General features: G+C 53.0%; 14 protein-coding genes. 11 read left to right on the plus strand and 3 right to left on the minus strand.

Going from position 1 to position 13,675, the window contains the following annotated elements:
* The first annotated feature begins 16 nt into the window (after positions 1–16).
* Complete coding sequence (locus tag IAG03_RS03000) at positions 17–1,288, plus strand: WG repeat-containing protein (RefSeq protein ID WP_249318256.1); 1,272 nt, start codon at positions 17–19, stop codon at positions 1,286–1,288.
* Positions 1,289–1,550: 262 nt separating this feature from the next.
* Here the strand turns inward: IAG03_RS03000 and IAG03_RS03005 are convergent, their stop codons facing one another.
* Positions 1,551–2,294 carry a glutamine amidotransferase gene (locus IAG03_RS03005; protein ID WP_249318257.1) on the minus strand — a complete coding sequence of 248 codons (744 nt, stop codon included), beginning with the start codon at positions 2,292–2,294 and terminating at the stop codon, positions 1,551–1,553.
* Positions 2,295–2,311: 17 nt separating this feature from the next.
* Positions 2,312–3,649: a Mur ligase family protein gene (locus IAG03_RS03010; protein ID WP_249318258.1), complete on the minus strand. Its 1,338-nt coding sequence runs from the start codon at positions 3,647–3,649 to the stop codon at positions 2,312–2,314.
* A 314-nt stretch (positions 3,650–3,963) separates the two neighbouring features.
* Between IAG03_RS03010 and IAG03_RS03015 the strand changes: the two genes are divergently transcribed.
* The 7 genes from IAG03_RS03015 (at position 3,964) to IAG03_RS03045 (ending at position 10,918) form a co-directional block, all read left to right on the plus strand.
* A complete protein-coding gene (locus tag IAG03_RS03015) occupies positions 3,964–4,467 on the plus strand; it encodes a YceD family protein (protein ID WP_249318259.1) in 504 nt (167 codons plus the stop codon).
* A gap of 18 nt (positions 4,468–4,485) precedes the next feature.
* The gene (gene rpmF / locus IAG03_RS03020) at positions 4,486–4,668 is read left to right on the plus strand and encodes a 50S ribosomal protein L32 (RefSeq protein ID WP_249318260.1); all 183 of its coding nucleotides are present in this window, start codon (positions 4,486–4,488) and stop codon (positions 4,666–4,668) included.
* Between the two features lie 209 nt (positions 4,669–4,877).
* On the plus strand, positions 4,878–6,218 hold the full coding sequence (locus IAG03_RS03025) for a DUF512 domain-containing protein (protein ID WP_249318261.1): 1,341 nt from the start codon (positions 4,878–4,880) through the stop codon (positions 6,216–6,218).
* Positions 6,203–7,525, plus strand: coding sequence for a ribosome biogenesis GTPase Der (gene der / locus IAG03_RS03030; RefSeq protein WP_249318262.1), 1,323 nt, complete (start codon positions 6,203–6,205; stop codon positions 7,523–7,525). Before IAG03_RS03025 ends, der begins: the two co-directional genes overlap by 16 nt.
* Positions 7,526–7,537: 12 nt before the next feature.
* Complete coding sequence (locus tag IAG03_RS03035) at positions 7,538–8,260, plus strand: glycerol-3-phosphate acyltransferase (protein WP_249318263.1); 723 nt, start codon at positions 7,538–7,540, stop codon at positions 8,258–8,260.
* Positions 8,261–8,493: 233 nt separating this feature from the next.
* The gene (locus IAG03_RS03040) at positions 8,494–9,801 is read left to right on the plus strand and encodes a patatin-like phospholipase family protein (RefSeq protein ID WP_249318264.1); all 1,308 of its coding nucleotides are present in this window, start codon (positions 8,494–8,496) and stop codon (positions 9,799–9,801) included.
* A 355-nt stretch (positions 9,802–10,156) separates the two neighbouring features.
* A complete protein-coding gene (locus IAG03_RS03045; RefSeq protein ID WP_249318265.1) occupies positions 10,157–10,918 on the plus strand; it encodes an SDR family NAD(P)-dependent oxidoreductase in 762 nt (253 codons plus the stop codon).
* A gap of 384 nt (positions 10,919–11,302) precedes the next feature.
* Here IAG03_RS03045 and rpmB read toward each other — a convergent pair whose 3' ends face one another.
* On the minus strand, positions 11,303–11,491 hold the full coding sequence (rpmB, locus tag IAG03_RS03050; RefSeq protein WP_249318266.1) for a 50S ribosomal protein L28: 189 nt from the start codon (positions 11,489–11,491) through the stop codon (positions 11,303–11,305).
* A gap of 175 nt (positions 11,492–11,666) precedes the next feature.
* Between rpmB and IAG03_RS03055 the strand changes: the two genes are divergently transcribed.
* From IAG03_RS03055 to scpB, 3 genes are read left to right on the plus strand one after another with little or no spacing between them, the layout of a single operon-like run.
* A complete protein-coding gene (locus IAG03_RS03055) occupies positions 11,667–12,356 on the plus strand; it encodes a site-2 protease family protein (RefSeq protein WP_249318267.1) in 690 nt (229 codons plus the stop codon).
* Positions 12,314–13,111, plus strand: coding sequence for a segregation and condensation protein A (locus IAG03_RS03060; RefSeq protein WP_249318268.1), 798 nt, complete (start codon positions 12,314–12,316; stop codon positions 13,109–13,111). The genes IAG03_RS03055 and IAG03_RS03060 overlap by 43 nt, the downstream gene beginning before the upstream one ends.
* Positions 13,081–13,650 carry an SMC-Scp complex subunit ScpB gene (gene scpB, locus IAG03_RS03065; protein ID WP_249318269.1) on the plus strand — a complete coding sequence of 190 codons (570 nt, stop codon included), beginning with the start codon at positions 13,081–13,083 and terminating at the stop codon, positions 13,648–13,650. The genes IAG03_RS03060 and scpB overlap by 31 nt, the downstream gene beginning before the upstream one ends.
* Positions 13,651–13,675 lie beyond the last annotated feature (25 nt).

Raw genomic sequence — 13,675 nt, forward strand, 5'->3', positions numbered from 1 at the left:
GGCTGGAGGACAAAATATGAGAGGAAGAATATGGATTGCCGGTCTGCTGGCGCTATTCCTGCTTTTGAGCGGATGTGCTTCCGGAGAAGCACATTCATCCGAAGATGAGGCGATTTCAGCAAGTTCGGATCCTGAAACACCGCAGATCACATCGGCGGCAGATTTGCCGCGCGGAACAGCGCCGACGAAGGCGCTGCTTGCCGCCGCGCAGGCGCAGCCGGAGGGCTTGTGGGGCTATCTTGCACCGGACGGAAGCTGGGCAATCGAGCCGGCCTTTTTGAGCGCTGATTCGTTTTCCGAAGGCCTTGCAGTGGTCGAAACAGAGGGAGAGTATCACGAATCGGTATTCGGCTATATTGATCAAACCGGCAGCTACAGCGGAAATCTGCATCCCTGGTTTACCGGCGCATGGAAATTTTCGGATGGCCTTGCGCGGGTAACGGACAATAGCAGCGATTACTTTTACATCAATCGCAAGGCGGAACTCGCGTTTCCGCAGCGGATTCTGCAAAACGATGCAGGAAATTATTATGAGGCATTTGTCAACGCCTTTAATTTTGCGACGGATTTTTGCGGCGGATATGCGCTGGTCGCAGAAGAAAATCCCTATACCGGCAAGACGCAGTTTGCGGTAATTTCCGATACGGGAGAACTTGTGCTTCAGCTGGATCCTAAGTATTGTGAAGGCGAAATGCATGCCGTGGCAGGCTCTGCGCCGGATGAAAACGGGTACTGTATTGTCGGCGTCGAGAACGGCGGATCCGTGCTGTACGGAGTGCTCAATTTACAGGGCGAGACGGTACTGTCGCTGGAATATGATGAAATTTATCCATTTGCAGAGGGCTGCTTCGCTGCGCGGAAAGCGGGGCTTTGGGGCTTTGTGGATGCGGATGGCCAGACGGTTTTGCCGTTCCAGTTTGAAGGCGCGCGTCCATTTTCGGGAACCGCCGCACCGGTAAAACAAGACGGAAACTGGGGAATTGTTGACCGGGAGGGCAAGTGGCTGCGGGAGCCGGAATTTGCATCCGTTTCAGAAGCGGGATTTTCGGAAGGATTGCTGGCGGTATCCGACGGAGAAGGTTGGGGGTATCTGGATGCACGTGGTATGACGATTGTGCCGCCGGTGCTTGCCGCTGCGGGGGACTTTTCAGAAGGCCTTGCATGGTTTTCGGATGCAAACGGACGCTTCGGATATTTAAACACGCAGGGGGAAGTGGTAATCGAACCCGAGTTTTCTGCGGCGTCGGATTTTTGCAGTGCCGAAATACCGCCGGAAAACAAGGAATGATGTTTGCACTGTTGTCCGGTTTGCAAAACGTGGAGCCGGCGTATGAAATTTGGTGCAAGATGGTGTTTTAGGAAAAGATTCTGGAAGCTTTTTGCACTTTGCGATTTTTGCGGCGGAATTTTCATAAAAACATAAAAATAAGGAACCTCCGGTTGGCGGGCGTTGGCCTGACAATCGGAGGTTTTCTTGGCTGCATTTATATGGGAATCTGTCGGTAAGTGTTACCGGTGCAGCGGAAAAGGTGCAATTTCCGCGTGCAGGTTTAAGCTTTCTGCAGTTCCAGACGTTTGGACAGTTCTGAGAGCGTAATTTCATAGGCGCGCTCTTCGTAAGGATAGGAAACCGGACGGTAGGCCCAGTCCGCGCCGAGCAGACGAGTGCCGATTTGCGTGATCAGATACTGCATAAAATGCGGGTTTCGGACAAGCAGCGGTCCGATCAGGTGCGTGCCGTACACGTTGCCGCAGTGCAGGCCTTCTGCATGAGAGCCGGGTTCATTGCCTTCGCCCATCCGGCACTGGAAAAGCGGACACGCTACGCCGTGCGCTTCGCTGCACTTGTTGATGAATCCGACAAACGGATGCGGAAGAAAGGCACAGTCGGCGATGACGTCTCCGGTGATGCGCTTTTCGCTGGATTCCGTGACGGTAAATGCAAAAAGTCCGAGGCCCGGGATCGTTTCTCCGGAGCCTGTTGTGACGGAAGCGCCGAGCATTTCCCAGGCGTTTCCGGTGAGCAGGAGGATGGTGCCGGTCTGTTCCGCTTTCTGCAGAGCGTCCCGATAGGGGACGAGATGCCGCAGCGCAGCATTGCGCGCGCTTTCGGTACCGGAGCCGAGGTAAATCAGCGCGTACCCGGAAAAGTCAAGTGAATCGCTGAGCGACCGGCGGTCGACAGTGACGGAAAACCCCTGATCCTGCAGGTGCCGGGTCAGAACGCGGATGTTGCCGTTTTCTCCGTAAAGATTCATCAGATCATCATAAAGATATAGAAGTTTGCATTCCATGTTGAGCCCCTCCTGCGTTACTGCACTTGCGTTTTGGCGAGAAATTTTTCCTTGTCTGAGAAACAGGTGATTGCATAAATGTATCCGACGGCTTCCGCTTTCAGATATTCTGCGGCATCGTCGATGCTCTCAAAAACCTGAATTCGTTCTTCGGGAATTCCGCAGTAGGAGAACCGCACCGCCAGATCGTTGCAGTAGGTTCCGGCGAGCACAATCTTTGCGGCACGCGGGTCCGCGAGCCGCTCAAAATCGATATCCCAGATCCAGGAAGTCTCGCTGGTGAAATATTTCCGGCTGACCGCATCGATGATGAACAGCGCTGTAAACGGGTTCGGATCCTGCAGCGCGACGCGGATAGACTGATCATAGGAGACGGAGTTTTCGTGTTTGGAGGTCAAAAGCGTGCCCGCACGTTCCCCCAGGCGGAAGGAAAGCACGCGGCCGCTCTTCATCGCGTATCCCGAGAGCGCGGAGACAATCTGCGGATGCGGAATCGAAAGCTTGTCCGCGACAGCAAAGGCCGCGAGGGTATTATAAAAATGATAGATGCTGGAGAATGCAACCGGGATGCGGTTTTCTTCATTGATAACCAGCCAGCCCTCTTCAAGGCTTGCGTCGGTTACGGTATAGGCAGGCGTCATGCGGTGGTAGCCGCACTGTGTGCAGTGATAGCTGCCGATGTGATTGTAGTGATAATAGTCATATTCCATCCGGCCTTTGCAGAGCGGGCAGTATTTGCCGTCATCATAAATGCTGGTGTTCTCGGTTTCGGAGAACGGCATACGCGCGACGCCGAAATAGGTGACGTTTTCCCGTTGCCAGCCAAAACAGGAGACAAGCGGGTCGTCGGCGTTGAGCAGAAGATGGGAACGGTCGTGAATACTTTCCTCGATAATATGATAAATCCATTCCGGATGGCCGTTTCGCGTCATCTGGTCGCGGTAGAGGTTGGTAATCACATAGAGCGACGGTGTAAAGTAGCGGAAGGTATGCCGCGCAAACCGTTCATCGGTTTCAAGCAGGATAATCTCACTGCGGACCTTTCCGGAGAGCGTGCAGTCATCCAGCAGAAATGTGGTCACGCCTTCAATTTGGTTGGAGCCTTCCCGGTTCCAGGCAACGCGCTTTCCGCAGGCGGAGAGCGTGTGGGCGATCATTTCCACGGTGGAGGTTTTTCCGTTGCTTCCGGTAACCGCAATGATGTGCTCCGGCAGGCGGATCGAGCGGAGAATGTCCGGCTGCAGTTTCAGCGCGATTTGTCCGGGCATGCTGCTGCCGCGTCCAACGGCTTTTCCGACAAGCCGGACCGCCTTGCAGACGAGAATGGTAAAAAAGGTTCTGATACGCTTTAACATGTGGAGGTCTCCTTATTCTGGATGGCGTTTTGTTTTTGCGTTTTTTATTATACCGCTTTTTTCCTTCGGTGCATAGAGAAGGCGGACGGAAAAATGAAATTTTTCTTTATAAAAACGGGAGAACGGTTTGGCGCGGAATCGTCAGGAGAGAGGGAATGAGACCCACGAAAAAACGGCAACCGGACGCAATTTTCGGGCAGCTTCCAATTTGACGGAAAAACATGATTTTTTTATTGACAAACCCGGGGAAACAAGCTATAATATTTCACAGCGCTTCTCTGTAAGCGTATGCTTTTGTGTGCAGGTGCTGGAAGATGAAATTGGATTTAAAACCGTTCTTTTCCAATGAAACCGAAGAAACCCTGTCGTTTTGCGATACGGTCGATTTCACGGACGTGGAATGGAATGGGGTGCATCCGTTTGTCTCCCCGGTGCAGATCAAAGGAACGGTCTCGGCCTGTGCAGGAGCGGCGGCGCTGACAGCAGAAGTTTCGTATGACTTTTCCATGCCGTGTGATCGGTGTGCGGAGATGACGCTGGAGCATCGGAAAGAGACCTTTTCTCATCGGCTTCTTCTTTCAGAAGAGGAAGGGGAAGATGATCTCTATATCCGGGTGACCAGCCCAGAGCTGGATGTAAGCGAGCTGGTCCGGGAAGATTTGCTGCTTGCGCTCCCGACGCGGCATCTTTGTAAGCCCGATTGCAAGGGCCTTTGTCCGGTTTGCGGGCGGAACCTCAACCGGGGTAGCTGCAACTGCCGGAAAAAAGTAGTAGACCCGAGGCTGGAAGTCCTCAAAAATTGGATAGACCGTGAATAAATATAAGGAGGTGCTGAAATGGCGGTACCAAAAAGAAAGCAGTCAAGCGCAAGGCAGAATAAGAGGCGTTCGAATGTTTGGAAGCTGAAAGCTCCGGCGCTCGTAACATGCCCCAAATGCGGTGAGCTGAAAGCGCCCCACAAGGTTTGCCTGAATTGCGGTTCCTATAATGGGAAGGAAGTCCTTAAGAAAGAAGCATAAGTGCTTTTTTGAGGATTGCTGCGGCAAATGAATACTTGCACAAGAGGAGAATTCTTCAGGCCAGTGCGGCCTTCAGAATATCGGGTGGTAGACCCCGGTGTTCTGACTTTGCGTACGCGTTGTTGCGTTGCAGAGGAAGAATTTTTTGTGCGTTATGGGATGTTTTTTAAAAATCTCCGGCAAAACAACAGGGAGGAGGGAGTCGTCGGATGGCGGTAAAAATTCAGTCGATTGATCCGGGTAGTCATGCCGAAATTTTAGGAATTCAGCCCGGTGAGACGCTTCTCTCCATCAATGAACACGAAATTTATGATGTGCTCGACTACCGGTTTTATGAGACCAATTCTCATTTGACCCTGTCGGTCGAAGACACGCAAGGCGCTGTGCGGACGCTGCATCTGCGTAAAGGGCAGTATGAATCGATCGGGCTTGAATTTGCAACCTATCTGATGGATCAGCAGCATTCCTGCCGGAACAAGTGCGTGTTCTGTTTTATCGACCAGCTTCCGCCCGGCATGCGGGAGTCGCTCTATTTTAAAGACGATGACGCGCGCCTTTCCTTTTTGTTTGGAAACTATATTACGCTGACCAATTTGAGTGAGCGCGATATCAACCGGATAATTGAGATGCACATCAGCCCGGTGAACGTTTCCGTTCACACAACAGATCCCGAATTGCGCTGCAAAATGATGGGAAACCGTTTTGCAGGAAAATCACTTGCAGCGCTTTGGCGTTTTGCGGAGCACGGCATCCGGCTCAACTGCCAGATTGTGCTTTGTCCGGGACTCAATGACGGTGAGGCGCTTTCGCGGACGCTGCACGATCTTGTCGGTCTCGGAGCGTCTCTTGAGAGCATCGCGTGTGTGCCGGTTGGCGTTACGCGTTACCGCGAGGGACTGTATCCGCTCCAAACCTTCGATCGGGAAAGCGCGCGGAATGCGCTGGATATCATGGAACAGTTCGGCGAGGCGTGCATCCGGCTGCGCGGTGCGCGGACGGTCTATGCCTCGGACGAATTTTATCTACTGGCGGAACGCCCGATTCCGGATCCGGAATACTATGAGGATTTTCCGCAGATTGAAAACGGCGTCGGCATGTTTGCCAGCATGCAGGAGGAGTTTTCGTTTGCACTCGAGGATCTGGAAGGCCTGCAGCCGCTTTCAAAACCGCGGTTTGTGACGGTGATTACAGGGGAAGCGGCGGCAGATTTTATCCGCGGCCTGCTTGACGAAGCGGTAAAACGATGCGATAATCTAACATATCAGCTTCTGGTTGTGCAGAACGATTTTTTTGGCGGGACAGTCAATGTTTCGGGTTTGTTGACAGGCGGGGACATGATTCGTGCCGCAAAGGGGAAAACGCTCGGAGACGAGTTGCTGATTCCGGGTTCGACACTGCGCAGCGAGGGAGATCTGTTTCTGGATGGCGTCTCGCTTGCACAGATGCAGGAGACGCTCGGCGTTCCGGTGACGCCGGTACAAAATGACGGCGGAAAGCTGCTTTCCGCTTTGATTGGGAAGGAATTATCAACATCATGGCAAAACCAGTAGTAGCGATTGTCGGAAGACCGAATGTCGGAAAGTCGGCGCTCTTTAATAAGCTGATCGGAGAACGGCTCTCGATTGTCGAGGACACGCCGGGTGTAACGCGCGACCGGATTTACGGGGAATGCGAATGGAAAAACCGGGTGTTTTCGCTGGTAGATACGGGCGGAATTGAGCCGGATTCCAAGGATATCATCCTTTCGCAGATGCGGTTTCAGGCGCAGCTTGCCATCGATACGGCAGATGTGATTATCCTGGTGGTTGACGTGCGCACGGGACTTGTGGCAACAGACAGCGATGTTGCCGCGATGCTTCTGAAGAGCGGACGGCCGATTGTGCTGTGCGTCAATAAATGCGATTCGGTCGGCGAAGTGCCGCCGGATTTTTATGAGTTTTACAATTTGGGTCTGGGGGATCCGATTGCGGTTTCTTCCGTACACGGACACGGAACCGGCGACCTGCTGGATGCGGTTTTGGAGAATCTGCCTGCGGAGGAAGCGATAGAAGAAGACGAGAATTCCATTAAGGTTGCGGTAATCGGAAAGCCGAATACCGGAAAATCTTCTTTGGTCAACCGGGTTTCCGGAGAAACCCGCTGTATTGTTTCGAATATTGCCGGCACCACGCGCGATGCGATCGACACGGTTGTCGAGAACAGCCGGGGCCGATTTACCCTTATCGATACCGCTGGTCTGCGCCGGCGCAGCAAAGTCGAGGATGTCGTAGAAAAATACAGCATTCTGCGCGCCAAAATGGCGATTGACCGTGCCGATGTCTGTGTCATTATGATCGACGCGGAGACCGGGTTTACAGAACAGGATTCTAAAGTGGCGGGTCTTGCGCACGAGGCAGGAAAAGGCTGCGTCATTGCGGTGAATAAATGGGATGCCATCGAAAAGGACGGCAACACCATGAATGAATTCCGCAAGAAGCTTGAAAATGATTTTTCCTTCATGCCCTATGCGCCGATGGTCTTTATTTCTGCAAAGACCGGGCAGCGAATTGACCGGCTGTTTGAGCTGATTTGTCTCGCGGCCAACAATAATGCGATGCGGATCACGACCGGGACACTCAACGATGTGCTGGCGCATGCGACTGCGCGTCTGCAGCCGCCGACCGATAAGGGCAAGCGCCTGAAAATTTATTATATGACGCAGGCGTCGGTAAAGCCGCCGACATTTGTGTTCTTCGTCAATTCTGAAGAGCTGTTCCATTTTTCCTATCAGCGTTATCTGGAAAACCGGATCCGTGAGACTTTTGGGCTCGAGGGAACGCCGATACGCTTTATCATCCGGGAACGCGAAAAGAATTAAGGGGGCGTCGGCTTGCATTATACCTTTCAGTCTACGGTACTGCCGGGAATCATTACGGCGATTGCGGCATATCTTTTGGGAAGTATCAGTTTTTCCATTATTTTCACGCGCCTTTACGCCGGTCATGCGGATATTCGGGACATGGGCAGCGGAAATGCGGGTGCAACCAATGTCATGCGTTCAGTTGGAAAACGTCCGGCGATCCTGACCTTTCTCTGTGATTTTTTAAAATGCGCAATTTCGATTGCGATCGGCCGGGAAGTTTTCTGCTATTTCGGCGCACTTTCCGGATTCGTGGAGACCGATTTGGCGCTGCTTTCCTGGTACGGTTCGTATGTTGCGGGAATTTCGTGCCTGATCGGCCATATCTATCCGGTGTATTACGGTTTTCGCGGCGGAAAAGGCGTTGTGACCTGTGCGGCGATGGTGGCGCTGATCGACTGGCGCGCGTTCGTGATTGAAATTCTGATTTTCATCGTGCTGTTTGCCAAAACACGGATGGTGTCGGTGGGGTCAATCGTCGCGCTTTCGCTGCATCCGGTTGTGACGTTTTTGGTGACGTTTTTCCTGGATTATAAGACCGGCATGATCTCCAAATGGGGAGAGCGTCCGGGAATTGCCTATGTGGTGGCTTCGACGGTATTTGCACTGATCATTGCCTCGCTGACGGTAATCAAACATTTGCCCAATATCAAACGGATTTTAAACGGGACAGAAAGCCAGCTGCTTTTCTAGCCCGCACAGCCGCGCGGGAGTTTTGTGATTCCGCGCGGTTGTTTTTTCCGGAGACAAACGGTGTGATGTGAAATCGCAGTGCGCTGTGCGGTTTGCCGCCGGGAAAAAGAGAGAACCGGATTTTTTGGAAAGTCTTGTGTTTTGAGAAGCTCCTGATGAATTCCGGATTCGCAGACGGCTGGATTCAATTTGCGCTGTGCGAATCAAATCTAATTTAGAAAGAAGGATCTGCGATGAAAAAGCGGGCGTTGGCGCTCGGCGGCGGAGGCGCGCGCGGCGCCTATGAAATCGGCGTCTGGAGAGCGCTGCGAGAGATGGGGGAAGATTCTTTTTCCATCCTTACCGGTACCAGCGTCGGCGCGCTCAACGGTGCGGTGATTGCGCAGGGAGATTATGAGAACGCGGTGCGGTTTTGGGAGGCGGTTTCCACCAAAAAGGTTCTGCGGGTTGAGTTGGAAGACGATCCGGAGCTTTCGGAGCGTTCTTTTGCGGTGCTGCAAACCTTTACGCGGGAAATCCTCCGAAACCGCGGCGCAGATACAGCACCGCTGCGTGAGATGCTCGCGGCCTGCATTCAGGAGGATCGGGTTCGTGCATCCCATGCGTCGTTCGGCCTGGTTACCGTTTCGCTGCCGGACGGAAAAGAACACTGCCTGTTTTTGGATGCCATTCCGCAGGGCAAACTTCTCGATTATCTGATGGCCTCTTCGGCCTTCTTTCCGGCGATGCAGGCGCAGGAAATCGATGGAAAAACCTATGTGGACGGCGGATACTTTGACAATGTGCCGATTGCAATGGCGGTTGACCGCGGCGCAGAAGAGGTTATTGCAGTGGATCTTCAGGCGCCGGGTCTGCACCGCGGCACAGTGAAAAAAGAGGTTCCGGTCCTCCGGATTGCCTGCGCCTGGGATCTCGGGCCGGTGCTTTTGTTTGAACACAGCTATATTACGCGAAATATGCAGCTGGGATATCTCGATACGCTTCGGGCGTTTGGCCGGTATGAGGGTGTGCTCTATGCGCTGCAAACCGGTGCGGCGCAGGACTATGCAGACGCCTGCCGGAATCGGATTTTTTCGCTGTACCAGACGCTTCGCCCGGAGACGGCGCTTCGGATTGGCAAAAACATGGAACCGCTGAAATGGCGGGTGCTGCGGGCGCTGCGGACGCAGCCCTGGGGAGAGAAAACGCCGCTTTCCATCAGCTGGATGGAAAATGCGGGCCGTATTTTCGGGGTATCGCCGCTGCGAAGCTATACGGCGCGGGAATTTTACACAGAAGTGAAATCGCTTTACCGGAAGCAGCCGGCGATCCTCTTTTCGGAGCTGGAAATCCGCGCGCGTGCGAGCAAGCACACGGCGGGCCTTGCGCAGGAATTCTTAAAAACAACGGACCGGCGTGCCATTGCAAGCGCCTTTTATGAGCAGATTTCGCTTGCGCTGCACGACGAGGCGGAACGCAAACGCCTTTGGGGCGCGGCGTTGTTGTTCCCCGCAGAGGCCGCTGCTGCGGTATATCTTGCCTGTTCGTATGAATTCTTGTGATTGATACGAAACGTAGAAGATAAGGGAAGCCCGATAAACGCCGTAAGCGTGTCAGAACCGAACGTTCCGGTTTGACAAGAGCCTTTTCGGCTGCACGGAATGCGCGGAGATGTCCGATTTTTATAAAAATGGGTTGTATGAAAGAGCAGGAATCTGCCCAGAATCGAATCGGACGTTTTGAAAGAGAAAAGTTTCGATAGCAGAATGTTAGCGCAGTTTGCCGGGCAGCACAGAAACGTCGGGCAGCCATAAGAACCTTGACGGGCACTTGAAAACGTGCTATGGTATGTTCCGGTTTCTTCCCGATGAACATTGGCGAGGCGGGAAAATTCAAAAAAAGGACAGGAGGACTCCCATGAAGAAAATGGAAGGCAAAGTTGTGCTCATCACAGGCGGGGCACGCGGAATCGGTTACGGAATCGCAAAGGCGTTTGCAAAAGAAGGCGCAAACCTTGTCATTACCGGCCGGACAGCCAGCACGCTGATCGAGGCACAGGAAAACCTGGAAGCGGATTATGGCATTGAGGCGTTGTTTGTCGTTGCAGACGGCAGCGATGAAGCCGCCGTCAAGAATGTTGTCGAAAAAGCCATTGCACGGTTTGGACATCTGGACTGCCTGATTAACAACGCGCAGGTCAGCAAATCCGGTACGATGCTGGTCGATCACAGCAAAGAAGATTTTGACCTTGCGGTCTATTCCGGTTTGTACGCGACGTTCTTTTATATGCGAGAATGCTTCCCGTATCTCAAGGAGAGCAAGGGCAGCGTCATCAATTTTGCCTCCGGCGCCGGCTTGTTCGGCAGAGTGGGGCAGTCCTCCTATGCTGCAGCAAAGGAAGGCATCCGCGGAATGTCGCGTGTAGCGGCTGCGGAGTGGGGCGAGTTTGGAATTAACGTCAATGTGGTTTGCCCGCTTGCCATGACGCCGGGTCTGGAAAAATGGAAGGAAGAATATCCGGATCTGTATGAAAAAACCATCCAGGGCATTCCGCTCAAGCATTTTGCGGATCCGGAAAAGGATATCGGCCGCGTGTGCGTGTTCCTGGCATCCGATGATGCAAGCTATGTGACAGGCGAGACCATCACGCTGCAGGGCGGCAGCGGTCTGCGTCCGTAACGTTCCCAAAACCACAAAACCGGCATTCCCCACGCTTTTCGGGATGCCGGTTTTGGTTTTAAATGGGCCGCCCCGCACGCAGGGACGTGCGTGGAAATCGGAATGGTTTGAAGAACGTGCGGCGTACGGGAAAACGCGCGATACAGAGCGCCGGGCAACGGAAAAGCGGCGTTTTTACAGGGGACAGACGAAGCTTGCCAAAATGCTGTGTTCTGCAGCAGCGCGGCTGTTATGGAGACGAGCAGGCTGCGGATAGCAGAAGTGCGCGGCCAATCCGGAATCTGCAAAATCGGAGAAAACAAAAAACCGAGCGAATACTCGCTCGGCTCTGTGCATCCAAATTGAATTGTTCTGTTTTTGAGAAAAGATCTCGCAAAGAACGCCTCAGACAGCGCGCGTAACCTTACCGGAACGCAGGCAGCGGGTGCAGGCGTAAATACGCTTGGGGGATCCGTTGACAATCGCCTTGACTCTCTTTACGTTGGGCTTCCACATCCGGTTGGAACGTCTGTGCGAGTGGGAAACCTTGATGCCAAAGGTGACTCCTTTTCCGCAGATATCACATTTTGCCATGTCTGCACCTCCTTTAAAGACCAATTTTAATCGCAACGATAGTATTCTACCAGATTCACCGGCTAAATGCAAGTGTTTTTTGCGTTTTTTCTCTTGAGATGCGTTAAAAATGCGGAATGCTTGTTTTTTTCGCATAAATGGGGTATAATGACCCAATATAAAGGAGCGTGAATTTATGCTGTTTGATACCTTGCGAACGATATTCAGCGGCGGAACGGTCGATCTTGCAAGCATTGTGATGCAGATTTTGGCCGTCCTTTTTGTGATCTTCTGTATTCTTCCGGTTCATGAATATGCGCACGGGAAGGTTGCGCTGAAGCTCGGCGATCCGACTGCCAAAAATATGGGACGTCTGACGCTCAATCCGCTTGCGAGTATCGATCCGATGGGTGCGCTGTTTATTTTGCTGTTCGGCTTCGGATGGGCAAAACCCGTGATGGTCGATCCGCGTTATTTTAAAAAACCCAAGCGCGATATGGCGCTCGTGTCGCTTGCCGGGCCGGTTTCGAACCTCCTGGCGGCGCTGGCCGGCGCATTTGTTTATAATCTGATTCTGGTAATCTTTAAATCGGTTCCGCTGTTTATCGGGATATTCTTCATGTATTATATCGTGATCAATGTGTCCCTGGCGGTCTTTAACCTGATTCCGATTCCGCCGCTGGACGGCTCCAAAATTTTGGCGGCGTTTCTGCCGGATCGTGTGCTGTATAAGTTTTATCGCTATCAGAATGTTTTTATGATGGTGCTGATGCTGCTCCTGTTTTCGGGAATCCTCGACTATCCGCTGAGCATTTTCGATTCGGCGGTGCAGACGGGCGTCATGTGGCTTGCCAGTCTGCCGTTTCGGCTCTTCGGTCTCTTTTGATGCACATGGAGAAGCTTTCTTATAAACTCGAAACCTTTGAGGGGCCGCTTGACCTGCTCCTCTATCTGATTTCCAAACATAAGCTGAATATTTACGAGATCCGGATTGCGGGTCTTTTGGATCAGTATCTCGAGCAGATGGAGCGCATGCAGGAGGAAGAACTGGAGATTTCCAGCGAGTTCCTCGAGATGGCGGCAAGGCTTGTGCATATTAAGACCGTTTCGCTGCTTCCAAAACATGAAGAAGCGGAAGCGCTCACGCGGGAACTGACCGGACAGCTCATTGAATACCAGACGCTCAAAGAGGTTGCCGCCGGAATGGCCGAACAATTTTCGTTTGACCGGTTTATCCGGCAGCCGCTTTCGCTGCCTGCGGATCTGACATACCGCAGAACGCATACGCGGGAAGAACTTTACGAGGCGTATCAGAACGCGGTCGGCCGCGGAAAACGCCTGAAAGCGCTCCCGGACGAATCGTCGTTCTCCGGAATTGTTCCGAATCGGCGCAGTTATGTCTCTGTAACCTCAAGAATTGTGCACGTGCTGCGGCGGCTGTGGGACGGCGCGGAGGTGCGGTATCTGAGTCTCTTTGGAAATGTCCAAAACAAATCCGGAATTGTGGCGACCTTTCTTGCGCTCCTGGAGCTGATTCACGGAAAACGGGTTTCGTTAAGCGGAGAAGGAACAGAATTGACGGTAAAATTGGAAAACGGCGGTGGAAAACATTGGAAATCAAGAAAGCACAGGGTGCAATAGAGGCAGTTTTGTTTGCCTCCGGGGATCCGGTTCCGCTGGAAAAGCTGGCACAGGCGCTGGAACTTGACCTCGGAACGACAGAAAAGCTTTTGCGTGTGCTCGAAGAGCGATACAACACGCCGGAAAGCGGCATCCAAATTGTCCGCCTTGAGGACGGCGTGCAGATGTGCTCGAATCCCGAATTTGCGGCGGAAATCCGGCGGGTTATGGAAATCCGGCGCAATACGCCGCTGTCTCCGGCCGCAATGGAAGTCCTCGCGGTGGTTGCCTATAATCAGCCGGTCACCAAGGCCTTTATCGAACAGGTCCGCGGTGTGGACTGTTCCGGTGTTGTGAGCAGTCTGGTTGCCAAAAACTTGATCGAAGAGCGCGGGCGGCTGGAATTGCCGGGACGTCCGCTTTTATACGGGACAACGCAGGATTTCCTGCGCTGCATGCAGATTTCTTCTCTCTCGGAATTGCCGCCGGTGCCGGGTCGTGAAGAACCGGACAAGCCGGAAGCGTTGCCGGAGCCATCGGATACATCATCGGATGCATAGCCAAAAAGCAGGAGGGAGGACAGCC

This window comes from Yeguia hominis (assembly GCF_014384705.1).
GTDB lineage: Bacteria > Bacillota > Clostridia > Oscillospirales > Acutalibacteraceae > Yeguia > Yeguia hominis.